The organism is Prosthecobacter fluviatilis (assembly GCF_055388355.1).
Genome location: NZ_AP043782.1, coordinates 3,931,640 through 3,948,393, shown reverse-complemented (window position 1 = coordinate 3,948,393; position 16,754 = coordinate 3,931,640). Strand labels below are relative to the sequence as shown.

The following is a 16,754-nucleotide window of genomic DNA, read 5'->3' as shown; positions in this document are numbered from 1 at the left end:
CTCCCTCCCGCCAGCATCGCGGCCATGTTTCTTCTTGCCGCCACCTCGGCCAGCTACTGGCCCTTCGTCGTTCTCGCTGTCAGCGTTGCTTTCATCATCATCGGCATCAGCAAGCTGCGCATGCATGCCTTTGTGGCGCTGATCCTGGCAGCGCTGCTGGCGGGGCTGCTGGCCAACAAGGACTCATGGGACATCGTGCAGAAGGATGGCAAGGTGAAGGCGATGTCCTCCATGGTCGGAGTCGTGGAGATGGTCTCCAAAGGGCTGGGAGACACCGCACGGGACATCGCGGTGTCCATCGCGCTGGCGGCCATCATTGGCATGTGCCTGATGGAGAGCGGCGGTGCTGACAAGGTGGTGCGCCGCTTTCTGGCTTTCTTTGGGGAGAAGCGCGCGGGCTGGGCGCTGCTGTGGAGCACCTTCATCCTGAGTGCGCCGATCTTCTTTGACACCATGTTCATGCTCATGGTGCCGCTGGCCATGGCGCTGCGCATGCGCACGGGCAAGGACTACACGCTCTACATCATGGCCGTGTGCTGCGGCGGCACGGTGACGCACTCCATGACGGTGCCGCATCCGGGCCCGGTGGCGGTGGTGGATGACCTGCACCTGAATGTGGGAGAGTCCATCATCGGCGGCATGCTCATCGGCGCGATCACCTGCGTGTTTGGCTTTTTCGTGAGCCAGTGGCTGAACCGCCGCACCGATGTGCCGCTGCGTGCCACGGGCGGTGTCTCCCTGGAAGACATGAAGGGTGCCAGCACCAAGCCGGAGAGCGAGCTGCCAAGCTTCTTCTGGAGCATGACGCCGGTGCTGCTGCCGATCATTCTGATCAGCCTGACGACGGTGTTTGAGCTGGCGCATAAAGGTGCTGCTGCAGGCGCCGGCTGGGGTGTGGCGATGGTGAATGCCCTCGGTGGTGAGGGCGGCTTCAACGCCGTGCGCGCCTGGGTGGACTTCATCGGGCACAAGAACATCGCGCTGTTCATCGGCGCGGCCATCGCTCTCTGGGTGCTGGCCAAGCAGCGTGGCCTGAGCCTGAAAAAGGTGGAGGAACTCGTGGGCCCGCCGCTGGAGACGGCAGGGATGATCATCCTCATCACCAGTGCAGGCGGCGCCTTTGGTCTGGCGCTCCGCAGCGCGGGTGTGGGTGATGCGGTGCAGTCGCTCGCCCAAGGCTACAGCCTCAATCTGATCTTCCTCGGCTGGCTGGTGGCGGCCGTGGTGCGTGTGGCGCAGGGCTCCGCCACGGTGGCGATGCTGACGGCCTCATCCATCATGGCACCGATGCTGGCCAACACGCCTCTGGGCTGCCACCCGGTGTATCTCTTCACCTCCATCGGCTTTGGTGCCATGTGCTGCTCCTGGATGAACGACAGCGGCTTCTGGGTGGTGAACCGCCTCAGCGGCATGACCGAAAAGGAAACCCTCCGCACCTGGAGCCTCCAGCTCACCGCCGACTCCATCATCGGCCTGCTGGTGACGCTGGTGCTGAGCAAGCTGGTGCCGCTGGTGTGATCTGCTGCTTGGTGAAGCTCAAAAGATCCTCACGGTGAGGCCTGTGATCGCAAACAAGACTGCCGCACTGAGCACCAGGTAGCTGCGCAAGCGAAGCGCTTGGGTGCGGTAGAGTCGGCGTTGCACCGGATGCCCAACGATCAGAGCCAGCACAACAAGCATGGCGAATCCCAGCAAGGCATCCAACGTTGGAGGGCCGAAGGCGTGCAGGAGGTCGTTGGGCTTGCCGTCGAGATAGGGAAAGGCGGCGTTTGCCACGTCTGCCAGCGGGACGACGAACAGCCAGAGGTACACTGAGGAAGCCACGCGGAATGAGTATGGCCGCCGTCTGAGTGAAAGCAGCACGGCCAATGCGGCCAGGAAGATCCAAAGGAGGTAAGGCGCGATGGAGACAGCGAATGTGGAAAAGCCTCTCAGTGCGGGGGGATCATAGCTGACGTAACCCCAGCGCTCACCGGTGGGCAGCCAAACGAATTCGAGAATGGTGCCACCCTGCGCCAGCACTGCGGCGGCATGAGCGCTTTCATGGATGATGGTCACGAGCAGCGCACCAGGCGGGAACAGAAGCAGATGGAACCAGTGGCGCCGGAAGAAGCGAAAGATCTCACTCAGCATGGAGCCCGTCTCAGGCCCCGTGGTCTTGGTCGCAGGGATGCCGCTCATCGCACAAAAAGTTTAAGCGTTCATGCATGTGGCGCCTACTTTGGGATGACGGCCCGCAGGTCATCAAACATCTTTCCCGTATCCCGCTGCCCTTGTTCTTTGATCTCATTCTGACGGGCGACAGCCGCGTTGATTTTGGCCATGGACGCATTGAAGGCCGTCAGATCCCCACCGTCGTCAAACATGAAGAGGCCTTTGCTCATGTGCCAGTGACCACGCCGCCTGCTCAGCAGGTCGATGATGGTCTGGATGCCGTCCACGGCGCTCCCTTCGAGGGCCCATGTTTCATCAAAGGTCTTCAGGGCGGCCTCCACACCCGTCTCGGCGCTGCGGATGTGATCTGCCTTGCCGGCGGGGCTGATATGACTGTCGCGAACTTTCGCGGGGAAGCTTGCAATCGCTTCGCGCATTTTGACGCCGTATTTCTTCAGCAGCACTCGCGCGCGAGCGAGCAGATCATACGACTCGCTGGAGTCTTGATCCTTGAGGATTCGCTCTCCGTCCAGCACCCGCAGGAAGCCGATCTTGGCGATTTCGTCCGTGTAGTCTTTTTGCAAAGCGGCGATCTCTGCAAAGTACTGTCTTGAGATGACCAGCATCTTTCCCAGGTCATCGGAAGGCTCTGCAGGCGGTGTCTGCGGTGCGGCGTCGTTCGCAGGCGGGCTGCCCTGCTGCATTTTTTCCAACTCTGACTGCAGCTTGTTCAGCTCATCATGGATGTTTTGAGTGACCTGGGGAGACGAGGCCGGTGCGGGCGCGGGTCCGGAGAGGTTGCGTGATCCCGAGAATGACCCCGCCAACATCAATAGTGAGAGAAGCACCACGGTTATGCCGTAGCTGCGTGCCAGCACGGAGACAAAGCTCTTTCGGAGTGCTGCGGCGATGCCCGCGATGACCAGAGCTGCGATGAGTGCGAAGAGGCCGGCGGCGATGGTGTAGCCGATGGCACCTGCGAAACTGCTGACGAGCCCCACATTGCCCAGCGCGGAGTCCAAGGCCGAGACGGGCTCGACAAGCTTTTTGATGAAGCACAGCACGAATGCCACTCCCGTGCCCAGCAGCGGAGCACGGCGAAGCCATTCGTCAGATGCGGACGATGACTGGCCGGCCGGTGTGCTGCCACGCGTCTGAATGTAAGCTGGTGCCTGATAGGGCTGGTAAGACGGGTTGCGGGCGCAGACTGGCACCAGGATGGTGGTCCCGCAGCCGGGACAGCCGACCTCGGTGCCCGCGAGTGAGTCGTCTGCATCAATCGATTGTCCGCACTGACCGCAGCAGAAGAGAGGCATGATGAGAAGAAAGAGGTTCGAGTCGCCTGAGAATACCAAGGATAGTGCCCTGCGCTGACTTTTTAACAAGCTGTCTGATGGGTCGTCAAACAGATTTAAACTGCGGATGAGCTGCTCCTGAGCAAGCTGGTGCCGATGCCATAGGCCAGGGCTCTTTGACTGGGCACGACGATGTGCGGCAGTTCAATGTGGCATGCCGTGTTGCGAATCAGATGCCTCCTTCAACCCTTGCGCCTGCCGGACTCGAAAGCCGGGCTTCACACAGATGATCCCCAAGCCCACATCATGGACTTAGGGATCATCACACTTTCATTGAGCCGACATCATTTGCTGCATGTCCGGCTCAGCACTTGGCCTCTGAATGAAGGCTATGCCCACCCTAACTGCCGAAGGCCGAAGGCGTCATTCCAAATCTTGGTCATGTGCCGAATGCGACCGTCTTCAAACTGCATCACATAGGCATAATCAGCCGACAGGGTCTTGCCGGTAGGCTCAACGGGTCCTCCTGGTCCGGTATGCGTGCCGTAATAGACGCCATAACCCGCCACGCATTGGCGCTCCTGGTCTTCTGCGAAGAATTTCAGCTCGTAGCGTCCGTCCGGCACCGGCGTGAAAAAGCCTTTCATCCAGTCGGTGTAACCTTCCAAGGTACTGACGCCAGCGAGCGCCGGACCTTGTGCCGAAAACGTGGCATCTGGATGGCAGTACTCTTTGCAAACCTGCCAGCCTTTACCGCTGTCACAGGCATCAAAAAACAACCTGGCTTTGTCGTATATGGCGCTCATTTTTTGGTGTGTTGTTAATCCAACGTTGATTTTGCCGGCAACGGTCTTGTCGCTTGCTGCCGGTGTTTTAGCTCCTAAGACCAGGATGGCAACTTCTCAGTCGTCGGCTTTCACTGGTATGATGCATTGTGCGGTGAGTTGACAGCGCGTGCAGCAGGCCGCATGACTCGCACGCATGACTGGCATCGCATCGCACGAACAAATCAGCGCACTCATCCGTCATCGTCGCTCCATCAAGCCGGTGGATCTGGATGCTGCGCGTGAGGTGGAGCGGGGGCTGCTGACGCAGATTTTGGAAGACGCCACCTGGGCGCCGACTCATGGACTGACGGAGCCTTGGAAGTTCATCGTGCATCAGGGTACGGCGCGGCAGCAGCTGGCGGAGGCCATGCAGCGTGTGTATCGCGACACCACGCCTGCGCATGAGTTCCGCGAGGACAAGATGAAGAAGATGAGCGAGAACCCGCTGCTGGCTCCGGTGGTGATCGCCTGTGTGATGGAGCGGCGCGGCGGGGCGAAGATCCCTGAGATCGAGGAGATCGAGGCCGTGGCCTGCGCGCTGCAAAACCTGCAGCTCTCCGCCACAGCGGCGGGTCTGGGCTGCTACTGGTCCTCCCCTCCCCTGCTCTGCACGCGTGACTTTGCCGACTGGCTCGGCATCGGTGCAGAGGACAAGTGTGTGGGCCTCATCTATCTTGGCTGGCCGCGTGCCGGACTGAACTGGCCGCGCAGTGTGCGCCAGCCGGTGGAAACCAAAACCGTGTGGCGCGATGACTGAGTGGCTGACCCATTCCTGGAATGCGGTGACGCATTTTTTCACCGCCATGCCGTGGGAGATGTGGAGCGTGTGGACGCTGACGATCTGCCTGCTCGCCGTCGGCATCGTGGGCTCGGTGGTGCCGTTTCTGCCGGGGCCGATGCTGATCTTTGCGGCAGGCATCCTCCATACGGTGCTGCGACCTGAGTCCGGCATGAGCACCTGGGGCATTGTTATTTTGTCACTGGGGCTGGTGCTTTCCTATGTCGTTGACTTCGCCAGTGGTGCGATGGGCGCGCGCTGGTTTGGTGCGAGCAAATGGGGCATCACCGGCGTGTTCATTGGCGGCATCGCCGGCATGTTTTTCATTCCCTTTGGCCTTGTGCTGGGGCCGTTGATCGGGGGTGTTTCCTTTGAGCTGATCTTTGCCAAAAAGCAGCTGCATCCGGCGGCCAAGTCTGCGTGGGGTTCGCTGCTTGGCACCGGCGTTGGCCTCGTGCTGCGCCTCATCGTGGCCCTTGGAATGGTGGCCACTTTCTTTCTCGATGCGCTGGTGTGGTAGGCGGGGCCATCAGGCCTTGCCCTGCAGCAGCATGCGCAGACCGAAGACAACCAGGATGACGCCAAAGATGCGGGTGAGTGTCTCGTTGCTCATCGTCTTCAGCCAGCCTGCGCCAAAGTAGGCGAAGATGGATGCGGAGACGGCCGTGATGATGGCGACTTTCCATTCCACGTAGCCATGTCTGGCATTCTGAGTGGTGGCCATCAGCGCTGTGGGGATGATGATGGCGAGCGACGTTGCGACAGCGGTCTTGTGCGGCAGTTTGAGAAAGGTCACAAACGCAGGCACCATGACCACGCCGCCGCCCACGCCGCAAAGCGCGGCCACGACGCCGCTGAGGATGCCGATGGCGAGACAGGTAAGGACGGTGGTGGTGGGCATCATGGATCAGCGGGATTGTCTTGCGAGCAGGCCGACGAGCAGACGCTCGAGCACGAGCTTGGGATCAAGGGATGAGGTGACGAGCTTGGAATTGGCGGCTAGGCAGGCTTTGAAGCCGGCATGAAGCTCTTCGAGCGTGAAGTTGCCGGCCTCCGGGAGGGCGAGAAACATCGGGTAGGCATTGAAGCCGGTGCCGTCTTTTTTACGCGGCAGATGGGAGGTGGCTGTGGAAGGCAGGGACTCCAGTGAAGAACAGAAGCCGGTGTAGTTGAACTTGTTGAGCTTGTGGCGTGAGCCGAGATCTTTGATGAGGAGCAGGCTGCGCACACGAGGCACGATGGCGGCAAGCAGCAGCCCGATGGCGTTCTGCCCCTGGTACATGAGCGTGCCGAGCAGCTCCAGCGCACGCGGGAGATCGCGCTTGCCGATGGCGTTGCCCAGGTCCCACAGCACGCCGGCGCGGCTCATGGAGACCATGTTTTGCACGGTCTTGAGTCCGGCGCGGCGGCGCTCGCCGAGGTAGAGGTCGATCTTTTCCAGCTCGTTTTCCATCTGGCGCGTGTCATCGCCGGCCATCTGCACCAGCAGCTCCAGCGCGCCGCTTTCAAAGGTGATGCCAAGCTCCTTGGCTTTCTGCGAGGCCATGGCGAGCACCGGCCCCTCCCACCCCGCGCGTGAGGTGTCGGGTTTGTCGAAGACCTCGATGTTGGCAATCTTGGTGATGCGCTTGTAGGCGCTGCGGCGTTTGTCGATGCCTGTGGCGCTGATGACAAAGCTCACGTCGGAGCCGAGGCCGCGTTCGATCACATCCAGGATGCGCTCGAAGCCGTTCACCGCATCCTGCCCACGACCGGCGCCGGATTCCCCGAGGAAGTTGGCGTTTTTGAGCCAGACCACCTTGGAGCCGCCGAAAAAGGGCAACGTCTGCAGCGCCATGCAGACGTTGCCGCAGATGTTGCCTGCATGCTCAGAATTGTCGGCCGTGCCGTCGATGACGTCATTGCCGAAATCTCCGGCATCTGGCGGAGTGAGGCGGCGCACGAGCATGAGCGCGGCTTCTTTGACGCGCGCTTCATCACTGCCAATGAAGACATTCACCTGGCTGGCGGCGGTTTTTTTCGGTGGCGGCATGCTTCACCGATGGAGCAGGAAGCGCATGGCATCAAGCCTCAGGGCGCATGCGGTCTTGACATGCGCACGGCGATTTGATGAAATCCTTTCAAATCAAGCCAACCTTTATGAAAACATCTTTGACTGGGTTCAGGGTTTCGACGGCGGTCGTGCTTTTCACCACTGCCTTGTTCATGTCTGCTGCGGGATTTTCAGCCAAGGCGGAGGATTTGAACGCCGTGTTTCAGCAGGGACGTACCGCCTACTACAAAGGAGATCTAGACACAGCGTACCGTCTGCTCTCCCGCGTGGCTGCGGCAAACCCCAAGCATGCAGAGACGGCAAACATGCTGGCGTACATCCGCGCCAACTATCAGCCAAAGGACCAATCGCTGAAGAACCAGTATGCCGCTGTCACCCTGCCCAAGGTGGAAATGAATGATGTGACTCTGACCGAGGCCATCGAAGGGCTGCGTGCCCTGTCCAAAAATGCCAGCGGGGGCAAGGTCTCGCCAAACGTGATCGTGAAGGGCGAGGAGCTGGCGAAGCGCAAGCTCAGCCTCTCGCTTGCCAACGTCCCCCTGGACGAAGCGCTGAACTACGTGACGCAACTCGTCGAAGCCAAGGCCACCTATGACAAGCATGCGGTCATTCTGACCAGCCAGGCCGACACACTGACCTCTGCGGTGGAGACGAAGTAGCCAGCCTAAATTCATCTGGCTCCATCTCAGAACTGAATCACCCCACCTCTGTGGCTCAAAAGGCAGCAGAGGTGTTTTATTTTATTGTGGATGAATGAATTATTGGCTTTATCACTAGTGAATCGCTCCGGGCTTGCTGAGAGCAGGCATTGGCGTGGCCTTGAGGAGCCAGATGTCCATCTTTCACAGATCTGAAAACTAGGGCGATGCGGTCAGGGCGGGATGAGCGGGCTGAAATGCCTCTTAAGCCATGCGCTCCGCGAAGGTGCATTCTCAAAGAGCACATAAAAACAAAGCCGGAGGCTTGTGCGACAAGCTCCGGCTCTGAGAGTGCTTTTGGCTTTGGAACCGACGGTCAGTCGTTGAAGAAGTGGCGTCCGGTCTGGCCGGCTTCGGTCTTGTTGTCCACTTCCCAGTACACGTCTTCGAAGATGGTTTCCGGTTCGGGATACGGGCTGGACTTTGCGAACTCGGCTGAGTCCTCCGCTTCCTTTTGCGCTTCCTTGTCGATCTTCTTCAGTTCTTCTTCAGTGGCGACGCCTTCGCTGAGGAGGTTGCGCTTCCACACCTGGATCGGGTCATGATCGTTCTGAAACTTCTCCACTTCCTCCTTGGTGCGGTATTTGAACTTGTTGGCGTCGGCGACGGAGTGGCCTTCCCAGCGGTAGGTGGCGATTTCGAGGATGCTCGGCTTGGACTCGTTGTGGGCGCGAGCGATGGCCTTGCCCACGCCAGCGCGGACTTCGTAGATGTCTTCGCCGTTGAACTGCTCCCAGGCCATGCCGTAGCCTTCGGCGCGCTTGGCCAGGAAGTCCTGATAGGCGGAGGAGCGCTGCTGGCTGGTGCCCATGGAGTAGCCGTTGTTTTCGATGACGTAGATCACCGGCAGATCCCAGAGTTCGGCGAGGTTGAGGGACTCATGGAAGGCACCCTGGTTCACAGCGCCATCGCCGAGGAAGCAGAGGGCGGCACCTTTGATGCCACGATACTTCAGGCCGTAGGCGAGGCCGAGACCCAGCGGGGTCTGGCCGGCCACGATGCCGTGGCCACCCCAGTAGTTTTTGTCGGGGGCGAAGTAGTGCATCGAACCACCCTTGCCGCGGGAGCAGCCGGTGGCTTTGCCGAAGAGCTCGGCCATGCACTCGTTCATGCCCATGCCGACGGCGAGAGCGTGGCCATGGTCACGGTAGGCGGTGATGACGTGATCGTTTTCGCCCATCACGGAGACGGTGCCGACGGCCACGGATTCCTGGCCGATGTAGAGGTGGAGGAAACCGCCCATGCGACCTGCCTGATAGTGCTGCAGGGAGACCTGCTCGAAGCGGCGGATGCGGACCATCTTGCGGTAGAGCTCCACCTTGTCGGCGGCGGTGAGCTTTTGATTGATGGGATCGGAGGCGTGTTTTGCCAGGGCGTTTGAGGGGGCGGTTGCGGTGGCCATGTGATGGGTTCGATACTAGCTGGATGCATGCCGGAAGCAAGCGGGGTGTTTAGGCTGCGGAATGGGATGTGCCGGGTCCCTTGCGATGGGGGTGCCGCATGGCAGACGGGCAGCTGGTGGCAATGAATGGAGACGCGTGTTTTGGCCGCAGAGGGGCAGAGGCGGGCTTCATGGTTGCTTCGTTTTCTTCCTCCCGCTTCATAAGATCTGGCGCTGGTCCCCTTCCCTCTCAATGTCGGTTTGGCAGGTTGCCGGGCTGCACAGTATGAGCTTGGGGGGGACGGGTTTAGAATAAGGATGCGAGGCGCATATTGGAGGCTGGCAACCCGCTTCCTTATCCCTGCTTGGGTGCCCTCCTGTCCCAGTTCTCCCGTCACGGAGCCCATGATCGGCGGGCAGAAGGAGGCGTAGAAAGGTGCTGGGCTACCTTGAAGTGAGGCGCGAAAGGGAGGCACCGAGATGTCCTGTGGCGGTAGAAAGACCCACTCCGCGCCTGCTCTGGGTGCTCTCCTAGTCAGTGCGGGGGGGAGAGGACTGGCCCAATCCGGCGCCCTCGGAGCCCGTGATTTGCAGGCAGAAGGAGGGTGTTAGAAGGTGCTGGGCTACCTTGAAGGGGTGCGAAACGGGAGCACCAAGGCGCCCGGTGGAGGCTTGGGAGCAGCCTCCCTACCCTGCCTTGGGTGCGCTCCCCTCCCCCCCTCCAAACTGCTTTGGCAGTCACTTCTCCGCCCTTTAAACTCCCCTTCCCCGCCTCTGTGAAACACTCTGTGCGATTCCAGTTTGTTCCACATGGAACATTTTTGCGGCTTGTGCTACTCTCCTCACCCCCATGTCCACCAGCCTTTTTACCTTCCCCAAGCACTATGATGTCATTGTCTGCGGCGCCGGTCATGCCGGGGTGGAGGCGGCGATGGCGGCTGCCCGCCTGGGTTGCCAGACGGCCATCCTCACCCAGAACCTCGATACCATTTCCCAGATGTCCTGCAACCCCGCTATCGGTGGTCTGGCTAAGGGTCACGTGGTGCGGGAGATTGATGCCCTCGGGGGTGTGATGGGCCGAAACACAGACGCCACGGGCATCCAGTTCCGCATGCTGAATGCCCGCAAGGGGCCCAGCGTGCAGGCTCCCCGTGCCCAATGCGACAAGAAGGCCTACCAGTTTCGGATGAAGTGGCTGATCGAAAACCAGCCCAATCTGGACATGCACCAGGGCAATGCTGCGGAGATCCTGGTGGAAAACGATGCCGTCGTTGGCGTGCGCACCAGCCTCGGCATGGTCTATCGGGCCAAGGCGGTCGTCATTTCCTCGGGCACTTTCATGCGTGGGCTCCTCCATGTGGGGCAGCAGAACCAGGCTGGAGGGCGTATGGGGGACAGCATTTCGACCCTCTCCGACAGCCTCCGGGCTCTCGGGTTTGATGTCCAGCGCTTCAAAACCGGCACCCCCTGCCGCCTGAATAGCCGCAGCATCGACTTCTCCAAGTGCGAGCTGCAGCCCGGGGACGAGCCCGCGCCCCGCTTCAGCTACCTCTCCGGCACCCTCCCCGAGGACGAGCCAGAAGCCCAAACCGAGGCCGCTACCCCCCTTCCAGGCACCGGTCCTAACCAGTTTACCCTCAACTCCTGGACCTCGGAAAAGTTCCACGTGGAACAAATTCCCTGCTGGATCACCTACACGACCCCCCAAACTCACGACATCATCCGGGCCAACATCCACAAGTCTGCCATGTATTCCGGCAAGATCGAAGGCGTCGGACCCCGCTACTGCCCCTCTGTGGAGGACAAGGTCGTGCGCTTTGCGGAGAAGGAACGGCACCAGATCTTCCTCGAACCCGAGGGTCGCCACACTCGCGAATTCTACGTGAACGGGGTCTCCACCTCCCTGCCCTTCGAGGTGCAGTATGACTTCATCCGTTCCATCCCGGGACTGGAAAAGGCGGAGATCATCCGCCCTGGCTACGCGGTTGAGTACGACTACTGCCCCCCGACCCAGCTCCATCCCACCCTGGAAACGAAGCGTGTTTCGGGGCTCTACTTCGCCGGGCAGATCAATGGCACCTCCGGCTACGAGGAGGCTGCCGGTCAGGGCCTCATCGCCGGAGCCAATGCCGCGCTCAAGGCCCAGGGCCGCCCTCCTTTCCTGCTACAGCGCAGCCAGGCCTATCTCGCGGTGATGATCGACGACCTTGTGACCAAGGGCACCACCGAGCCCTACCGACTCTTCACCTCCCGCGCTGAGTATCGCCTCCTCCTCCGCCAGGACAATTGCGACCTCCGCCTCACCCCGCTGGCCGCGCAGGTGGGTCTCGTCTCACCCTTCCGCATCCACCACACCGAGGAAAAAATTGCCGCCATCGTCGCCGCCCGCACCCTGCTACAGGAGGTCCGCATGGGCGACGTGACCCTGGAAAAATGGCTGCGCCGCCCCGAAAGCACGCCTGCCCAGCTCCCCGCCGAGATGTATTCCCGCTTCACCCCCGAGGTCTGGAGCCTGGTGGAAAACGACGTCAAATACGCCGGCTACATCACCCGGCAGGAGGACATGGTGGCCAAGACCTCCCGCATGGAGGAAAAGATGATCCCCGCCGACTTCGACTACCACGCCATCCCCGGCCTCAAAACCGAAGCCAAACACCGCCTTACGGCCCTCCGCCCTGCCACCCTCGGCCAGGCCGCGCGAGCCCAAGGTGTGAATCCCGCCGACATCGCCCTGCTGGCGGTGATGCTGAAGCGGGGCAGTTTGGAGACGGAAGGAAGCGACTTGAAAGCTTAACCTTGGTTTTCCCCGGGTGAAACCAGCAGGTGAAACCGGCCTTGGGCCCTCTTCGTTTGAACTGAATTCATGGTGTGATCAAAACCTTCAGCACACCTTCACTACGACTGCCAAAGACTTCGTAACCCTGTTTGATATCCGCGAGTGAGAAGCGGTGCGTGACGAGCATGGCTGGGTCAAACCGACCGGACTGCACCACATTGATCAGCCGACGCATGCGCTCCTTCCCGCCCGGACAGAGCGTGGTGACGATGCGGTGGTCCCCCAGCCCTGCGGCGTAGGCTTCATACGGGATCTGCAGCTTGCCGGAATAGACGCCAAGACTGGAGAGCGTGCCGCCCGGCCGCAGGCAACGCAGGCAGGCCTCAAACGTCTCCTGCGTGCCGAGTGCCTCAATGGCTACGTCCACCCCGCCGCCAGTCAGTTTCAGAACTTCTTCCACCACATTGCATTCGCGGAAGTTCAGGGTCACATCCGCTCCCATTTGACGGGACATTTTGAGCCGGTTCTCGTCGCCATCCACGGCGATGATCATCGTCGCTCCCATCAGTTTGGCACCCACGGTGGCGCAGAGGCCGATGGGGCCCTGTGCGAACACCACCACGGCATCGCCTATCTTGATATTGCCACTTTCCGCGCCGCCAAAGCCTGTCGAGGCGATGTCTGCCAGCAGTACCACCTGCTCGTCCGTCACCTCGTCGGGAATCTTCGCCAAATTCGCCTGGGCGTAGGGCACCAGCAGGTACTCTGCCTGAGCGCCGTTGATGGTGTTGCCAAAACGCCAGCCGCCCATCGCCTGACAGCCGTGACCATGGCCGCACTGCGAGGGTTTGCCAGAAAGGCAAGCGCGGCACTGCCCGCAGGGTGTGATGGCACCCACCAGCACGCGGTCGCCGATGTTGTAGCCTGTGACGCCAGCACCAAGTTCCTCGATCACTCCGACGGGCTCATGGCCGATGATCAGCCCAGGCTTCACCGGGTACTCGCCACGCACAATGTGCAGGTCGGTACCGCAGATGGTGGTCGCTGTGATGCGCAGCAGCGCTTCGCCCGGCCCCACCGTGGGCTTGGGCACGGACTCAACACGGATGTCATTGATGCCGTGAAACACGTTGGCCAGCATGGTCTTCATAGTGGAGCTACTATCGTGGCAAGATCCCTCCCCTGCTCCGCAGCCGTTGGCCAATGCTGTGCCGGATTGGTCATGTGATATGCGCGGCGCATGAGATGGCAGGGACACTTTGCTGACAAGCGGCCTGCATGATCTCCGAAGTCAGCAATAGAGCGTTCTTCCGCAAGGTTTCTCAGATCCATTTCGCCACCCTTTGGAAGCAGGTGCCGGCGTGGGTTTTCAACGCCTAATACCATGATATGGTGCTTCGTGATATCATCTCGGTGTTTTAAGACCAGCGCGGCTTGCTCATCCGGGCCATGCTCAGAAGTCTCGGCCCGAGTTCTACCTTCCCGCCTGCAGCACCAGGCCGCGCACCTCCACCTGCTCGCCGGGGCGGAGCTTGAAGCAGAAACAGCCCTTCATGTCGGAAGAGGCTTTGCTGTTCTGCATCTGGGCGGAGGCTTCCTCGATGCGGGCGGTGTACTGGCCGTCCCTGCGGCCGAGGAGGACGGTGTGCCACTGGTTGTCCTGCGGCGGGTTCAGGCAGGTGAGTCGCTGGTTGGCACCGTCGGCGGCCTGGAGGTCGAAGGATTCGAGCTGCCCCCGGTACTCGGCTGAGAGGGTGAAGTCGCCGTCCAGCAGCGTGCCGCGATAGACGAGGATGGCGCGGGGCCAGCCGTCGTTGGTGGTATTGGTGGCGCTGAGCACACCGTCCTGGATCTGCACGGTCATCTTGCTCAGCGGGTGCTCCACCCAGCGGTTCTCGGCTTTGGACCAGCACCAGACCCGCCAGTCGGCGGCCTGCATGGGGATTTTGCGGGCCGTCATGGGTGCTGCTGCTGCCGCAGGGGCGGAGGGCGGCGGCACTGCTGCGGCCGGAGCGCTGGCCGCAGAGGGGCTCAGCTCGCGGATCTTGAGGTTTCGGTAGGCTACCTCCGCGCCGTGATCCTGCAGGGCGATGGCGGTGGCGCGCTTCACGCCCACGCCGGGGTAGTACTTGTACTTGCTGCTGGCGATGATGCGCTGCAGCTCGGGGCTGCCTAGCTCGCACTCCGCGACTTTGCGGCCATTGAGCCAGTGCTTCACATGATTGCCATTCACCACGATGCGGCCTTGATTGAACTCGCCCACAGGGCGCAGCGTTTTGCCTGCTGGCGTGACCAGCGAGTAGATGGAGGCGGCGAGCCGGTCGGCCGCGTTGTTCGCATGCGGGGCATCATCCAGCACCTGATACTCAAAGCCCACCGGGCTGTCGCCGGTGTCTCCGGGATAAAAGCTGGCCGTGCGTTTTTCGCCTTCGGTGAAAAGGTACTCCACACCGCTGTTGCCCGCAGGACCCACGCGCCACTCGAATTCAAATTCGAAGTTTGTGAACATCGCGTTCGTCACGAGATCGCCGCCATGGCCGTTTGGGCGACCGTTGCCCGCAGGCAGTAGCAGGCAGCCGTTTTGAATTTTCCAGGACCCGGCGGTCACTGACTTCTTGCCATAGGTATGCCAGCCTGCGGTGCTATGCCCGTCAAAGAGGAGCTTCCATCCTGCTGACTGCTCCTGAGGTGAGAGAGTGTTGGGCACTTCGGCGGGTGCCGCCATGGTGTGAATGCCAACTGCGGCGGCCACAGCAGCCAGCCAGTGAAGGAGGAGAAGAGATCGGTGCATGGCGAGTGTCGCAGGCTGAATCAAAGCGGGATGTGCGGTGGAAGGCAAGCCCGCAGCCAGGGGGGGGACCGCATTACAAAACAGAGGAAAGAGTATCGCAATGCGATGTAAGGGTTGCATCATCCTGACTCAAATGTTGATTGAGAGCCATGAAGCGCACCAACCCCGCCTCCATCGTTCTTGGTATTTGCACGCTGCTGTCTGTTTCCTGCGGCACTGTGCCGGATGCAAACGGCACCTACAACGGCAAGCCGGTGCTCACTCGCGCCAGCCACCCTTCAGGCGGTTCGATGCGTGAGGTGAAAGGCGGCACCTATCTCGGCCGCCGCTACTTCACGCCGCCCGGTTCCAAGAGCGGTCTGCAGTGGATCGATGTCTATGGGCAGTAAGCAGCCTGCGGCACGAGCATGATCGCGAAAGGATCATCAGGCCGCTGCGAATGAAAACCGATGAGTTTTGTCATTGGTTGTTCGCACGGAAAAAGTGCTGACAAGACGGCTGATTTTTTGCAAAATAGCGACACGCAAGTCACGAAAAAGGAAATCAGCCGTCATGAAATTCGTCACACGCACTCCGCTTCTGGTCACGGCAGCTCTGCTTGGCTTTGCTGCAGTGTCACCTGCGGCAGATCCCGGGGAAAGCTACCAGCGCGCTCATGCGCTCTGCGATGCCGGCCTGAAGGAAGTGCAGGCAGGTCATCCTGATGTGGCTGTGGGCAAGCTGAGAGCGGCTCAGGCGCTCATTCAAAAGATCAGCCAGAGCCAGCCTCAATGGCAGCCCGCCTTGGTGGCCTACAGGCTGCAAAAAATCGAAAACCTGCTCAAGGAGCTCGACCCATCCCCTGCCCTGTCGCAGGAAGTTTTGCCGGCCCCTCAGACGACGGCTGTCTCTCCAGAGACGGATGACTGAGCCTGCGCTCACCCCTCGCTCCAACGGATGTTCCGCCGCACGCCCACATTGTGAAAATGACTGTCGGCATCCTGGATATAGCCTTCTTTGTCGATGCGCAGGCCTTCGGCTTTGAGCTGGTGTCGTTGTTTGAGTGACGACTCAGGAGGCATGTTCGGGCTGATGCGCGCATTCGCCGCCACCACGCGGTGCCAGGGCAGCGTGGCGGATTCCTCGGGTGTGAGGCGGCTCAGCACCGTGGCCACATGGCGGGCGATGACGTTCATGTGGATGGCGATGCTGCCATAGGTGGTGAACTTGCCAGCGGGGATCAAGGCGACCAGACGAATGACCTCCGCACGGATGCGGGCGAAGGCGACGGATTTTCCACGGGTGGCCATGAGTGTGGAGGATGCGCAGCGCGCGTGCCTTGTCGAGGTGGCGCATGCGGAGGAGTGATGGCTGCTTCCATAAATGGCTGGGAAATGTCATGGCGACGGAGTGGGTGCGGCGCATGATCGCGTGCGCCATGCTAAGTCCTCTTGCTCATCACAAACGTCTGGAACGCGTCGAACTGGAACCCGGTCTGACCGCATTCCGCTGTCCTGAAACCGGCGGGCACTGGATCCCGGCGGAAAGCTACTGGCGCTGGCGCAGCAAGCTGCCTGCGACGGAGGTAGCCGAGGAAAGCCCGGCAGCGGAGGCGGTGCCCGTGAGCGAGTTTGATGATGTGGTCAAACTCTGCCCGGAGTCTGGCACGGTGATGACGCGCTATCGCGTGGGCCACGGGCAGCCGTTTCGTGTGGAGCGCTCGCATACGGGCGGCATCTGGCTGGACGGTGGTGAGTGGGAGGCGCTGTGCGGCGGGCACCTGCAAAAATCCATCCACCTGATCTTCACGGCACCGTGGCAGAAGGCCGTGAGGCAGCAGGAGCTCAATGCCATGCAGCTGGCACAGCTTCAGGAGCGGCTCGGTGCCGAGCTGCTGGAGAAGCTTCAGGCGCTGCGCCAGGAACTCTCAGAGCATCCGCAGCGGTCCGCTGCGCTGGCGTTTCTGAATGCGCAGCCGTAAGCGGCCTGGATGAATAAAAAGGACGGAAGGACGTTCAACTC

Annotated in this window: 17 protein-coding genes; 8 read left to right on the top strand and 9 right to left on the bottom strand. The window is 61.0% G+C overall.

All coding sequences use genetic code 11. The annotated features are described in order from the left end of the window. Window positions 1-24: 24 nt before the first annotated feature. On the top strand, window positions 25-1,518 hold the full coding sequence (locus ACZ5WW_RS15415; RefSeq protein WP_377171780.1) for a GntP family permease: 1,494 nt from the start codon (window positions 25-27) through the stop codon (window positions 1,516-1,518). Window positions 1,519-1,536: 18 nt separating this feature from the next. Here ACZ5WW_RS15415 and ACZ5WW_RS15410 read toward each other — a convergent pair whose 3' ends face one another. The 3 genes from ACZ5WW_RS15410 to ACZ5WW_RS15400 form a co-directional block, all read right to left on the bottom strand. Beyond that, window positions 1,537-2,181, bottom strand: coding sequence for a hypothetical protein (locus ACZ5WW_RS15410; RefSeq protein WP_377171778.1), 645 nt, complete (start codon window positions 2,179-2,181; stop codon window positions 1,537-1,539). 35 nt (window positions 2,182-2,216) lie between these two features. Beyond that, window positions 2,217-3,470: a hypothetical protein gene (locus ACZ5WW_RS15405; protein ID WP_377171776.1), complete on the bottom strand. Its 1,254-nt coding sequence runs from the start codon at window positions 3,468-3,470 to the stop codon at window positions 2,217-2,219. A 368-nt stretch (window positions 3,471-3,838) separates the two neighbouring features. After that, on the bottom strand, window positions 3,839-4,255 hold the full coding sequence (locus tag ACZ5WW_RS15400) for an ester cyclase (RefSeq protein WP_377171774.1): 417 nt from the start codon (window positions 4,253-4,255) through the stop codon (window positions 3,839-3,841). Window positions 4,256-4,430: 175 nt separating this feature from the next. Here ACZ5WW_RS15400 and ACZ5WW_RS15395 point away from each other — a divergent pair, with 175 nt between their 5' ends. Then, window positions 4,431-5,033, top strand: coding sequence for a nitroreductase family protein (locus ACZ5WW_RS15395; RefSeq protein ID WP_377171772.1), 603 nt, complete (start codon window positions 4,431-4,433; stop codon window positions 5,031-5,033). Further along, window positions 5,026-5,574, top strand: a complete 549-nt coding sequence (locus ACZ5WW_RS15390; RefSeq protein ID WP_377171770.1) for a DUF456 domain-containing protein — start codon at window positions 5,026-5,028, stop codon at window positions 5,572-5,574. Before ACZ5WW_RS15395 ends, ACZ5WW_RS15390 begins: the two co-directional genes overlap by 8 nt. 9 nt (window positions 5,575-5,583) lie before the next feature. Here the strand turns inward: ACZ5WW_RS15390 and ACZ5WW_RS15385 are convergent, their stop codons facing one another. Continuing rightward, window positions 5,584-5,958 carry a sulfite exporter TauE/SafE family protein gene (locus ACZ5WW_RS15385; protein ID WP_377171768.1) on the bottom strand — a complete coding sequence of 125 codons (375 nt, stop codon included), beginning with the start codon at window positions 5,956-5,958 and terminating at the stop codon, window positions 5,584-5,586. A 3-nt stretch (window positions 5,959-5,961) separates the two neighbouring features. Continuing rightward, complete coding sequence (holA, locus tag ACZ5WW_RS15380; protein WP_377171766.1) at window positions 5,962-7,086, bottom strand: DNA polymerase III subunit delta; 1,125 nt, start codon at window positions 7,084-7,086, stop codon at window positions 5,962-5,964. Between the two features lie 107 nt (window positions 7,087-7,193). Here holA and ACZ5WW_RS15375 point away from each other — a divergent pair, with 107 nt between their 5' ends. Next, window positions 7,194-7,766, top strand: a complete 573-nt coding sequence (locus ACZ5WW_RS15375; RefSeq protein ID WP_377171764.1) for a hypothetical protein — start codon at window positions 7,194-7,196, stop codon at window positions 7,764-7,766. Between the two features lie 355 nt (window positions 7,767-8,121). Here ACZ5WW_RS15375 and pdhA read toward each other — a convergent pair whose 3' ends face one another. Beyond that, the gene (gene pdhA, locus ACZ5WW_RS15370) at window positions 8,122-9,207 is read right to left on the bottom strand and encodes a pyruvate dehydrogenase (acetyl-transferring) E1 component subunit alpha (RefSeq protein WP_377171762.1); all 1,086 of its coding nucleotides are present in this window, start codon (window positions 9,205-9,207) and stop codon (window positions 8,122-8,124) included. A gap of 829 nt (window positions 9,208-10,036) precedes the next feature. Between pdhA and ACZ5WW_RS15365 the strand changes: the two genes are divergently transcribed. Then, window positions 10,037-11,980 (top strand): tRNA uridine-5-carboxymethylaminomethyl modification enzyme MnmG/GidA, encoded by a 1,944-nt coding sequence (locus ACZ5WW_RS15365; RefSeq protein WP_377171760.1) that lies wholly within the window; start codon window positions 10,037-10,039, stop codon window positions 11,978-11,980. Window positions 11,981-12,047: 67 nt separating this feature from the next. On the opposite strand, the gene ACZ5WW_RS15360 is transcribed toward ACZ5WW_RS15365, so the two are convergent. Both ACZ5WW_RS15360 and ACZ5WW_RS15355 read right to left on the bottom strand, forming a co-directional pair. Then, on the bottom strand, window positions 12,048-13,112 hold the full coding sequence (locus ACZ5WW_RS15360) for a zinc-binding dehydrogenase (protein ID WP_377171758.1): 1,065 nt from the start codon (window positions 13,110-13,112) through the stop codon (window positions 12,048-12,050). 324 nt (window positions 13,113-13,436) lie between these two features. Continuing rightward, window positions 13,437-14,753, bottom strand: coding sequence for a 3-keto-disaccharide hydrolase (locus ACZ5WW_RS15355; protein ID WP_377171756.1), 1,317 nt, complete (start codon window positions 14,751-14,753; stop codon window positions 13,437-13,439). Between the two features lie 149 nt (window positions 14,754-14,902). On the opposite strand from ACZ5WW_RS15355, the gene ACZ5WW_RS15350 reads away from it, so the two are divergent. Next, window positions 14,903-15,142, top strand: a complete 240-nt coding sequence (locus ACZ5WW_RS15350) for a hypothetical protein (protein ID WP_377171754.1) — start codon at window positions 14,903-14,905, stop codon at window positions 15,140-15,142. A 163-nt stretch (window positions 15,143-15,305) separates the two neighbouring features. Beyond that, a complete protein-coding gene (locus ACZ5WW_RS15345) occupies window positions 15,306-15,662 on the top strand; it encodes a hypothetical protein (RefSeq protein ID WP_377171752.1) in 357 nt (118 codons plus the stop codon). An 8-nt stretch (window positions 15,663-15,670) separates the two neighbouring features. On the opposite strand, the gene ACZ5WW_RS15340 is transcribed toward ACZ5WW_RS15345, so the two are convergent. After that, the gene (locus ACZ5WW_RS15340) at window positions 15,671-16,042 is read right to left on the bottom strand and encodes an MGMT family protein (RefSeq protein ID WP_377171750.1); all 372 of its coding nucleotides are present in this window, start codon (window positions 16,040-16,042) and stop codon (window positions 15,671-15,673) included. Between the two features lie 128 nt (window positions 16,043-16,170). Here ACZ5WW_RS15340 and ACZ5WW_RS15335 point away from each other — a divergent pair, with 128 nt between their 5' ends. Beyond that, entirely contained in the window at window positions 16,171-16,713 is a 543-nt protein-coding gene (locus tag ACZ5WW_RS15335; protein ID WP_377171748.1) for a TFIIB-type zinc ribbon-containing protein, read from the top strand. Window positions 16,714-16,754 lie beyond the last annotated feature (41 nt).

Excerpts from the sequence above, each read along its gene's own strand:
- ACZ5WW_RS15415 (WP_377171780.1), top strand. The coding sequence starts at position 25 with ATGTTTCTTCTTGCCGCCACCTCGGCCAGCTACTGGCCCTTCGTCGTT.
- ACZ5WW_RS15410 (WP_377171778.1), bottom strand. The coding sequence starts at position 2,181 with ATGAGCGGCATCCCTGCGACCAAGACCACGGGGCCTGAGACGGGCTCC.
- ACZ5WW_RS15405 (WP_377171776.1), bottom strand. The coding sequence starts at position 3,470 with ATGCCTCTCTTCTGCTGCGGTCAGTGCGGACAATCGATTGATGCAGAC.
- ACZ5WW_RS15400 (WP_377171774.1), bottom strand. The coding sequence starts at position 4,255 with ATGAGCGCCATATACGACAAAGCCAGGTTGTTTTTTGATGCCTGTGAC.
- ACZ5WW_RS15395 (WP_377171772.1), top strand. The coding sequence starts at position 4,431 with ATGACTGGCATCGCATCGCACGAACAAATCAGCGCACTCATCCGTCAT.
- ACZ5WW_RS15390 (WP_377171770.1), top strand. The coding sequence starts at position 5,026 with ATGACTGAGTGGCTGACCCATTCCTGGAATGCGGTGACGCATTTTTTC.
- ACZ5WW_RS15385 (WP_377171768.1), bottom strand. The coding sequence starts at position 5,958 with ATGATGCCCACCACCACCGTCCTTACCTGTCTCGCCATCGGCATCCTC.
- holA (WP_377171766.1), bottom strand. The coding sequence starts at position 7,086 with ATGCCGCCACCGAAAAAAACCGCCGCCAGCCAGGTGAATGTCTTCATT.
- ACZ5WW_RS15375 (WP_377171764.1), top strand. The coding sequence starts at position 7,194 with ATGAAAACATCTTTGACTGGGTTCAGGGTTTCGACGGCGGTCGTGCTT.
- pdhA (WP_377171762.1), bottom strand. The coding sequence starts at position 9,207 with ATGGCCACCGCAACCGCCCCCTCAAACGCCCTGGCAAAACACGCCTCC.
- ACZ5WW_RS15365 (WP_377171760.1), top strand. The coding sequence starts at position 10,037 with ATGTCCACCAGCCTTTTTACCTTCCCCAAGCACTATGATGTCATTGTC.
- ACZ5WW_RS15360 (WP_377171758.1), bottom strand. The coding sequence starts at position 13,112 with ATGAAGACCATGCTGGCCAACGTGTTTCACGGCATCAATGACATCCGT.
- ACZ5WW_RS15355 (WP_377171756.1), bottom strand. The coding sequence starts at position 14,753 with ATGCACCGATCTCTTCTCCTCCTTCACTGGCTGGCTGCTGTGGCCGCC.
- ACZ5WW_RS15350 (WP_377171754.1), top strand. The coding sequence starts at position 14,903 with ATGAAGCGCACCAACCCCGCCTCCATCGTTCTTGGTATTTGCACGCTG.
- ACZ5WW_RS15345 (WP_377171752.1), top strand. The coding sequence starts at position 15,306 with ATGAAATTCGTCACACGCACTCCGCTTCTGGTCACGGCAGCTCTGCTT.
- ACZ5WW_RS15340 (WP_377171750.1), bottom strand. The coding sequence starts at position 16,042 with ATGGCCACCCGTGGAAAATCCGTCGCCTTCGCCCGCATCCGTGCGGAG.
- ACZ5WW_RS15335 (WP_377171748.1), top strand. The coding sequence starts at position 16,171 with ATGCTAAGTCCTCTTGCTCATCACAAACGTCTGGAACGCGTCGAACTG.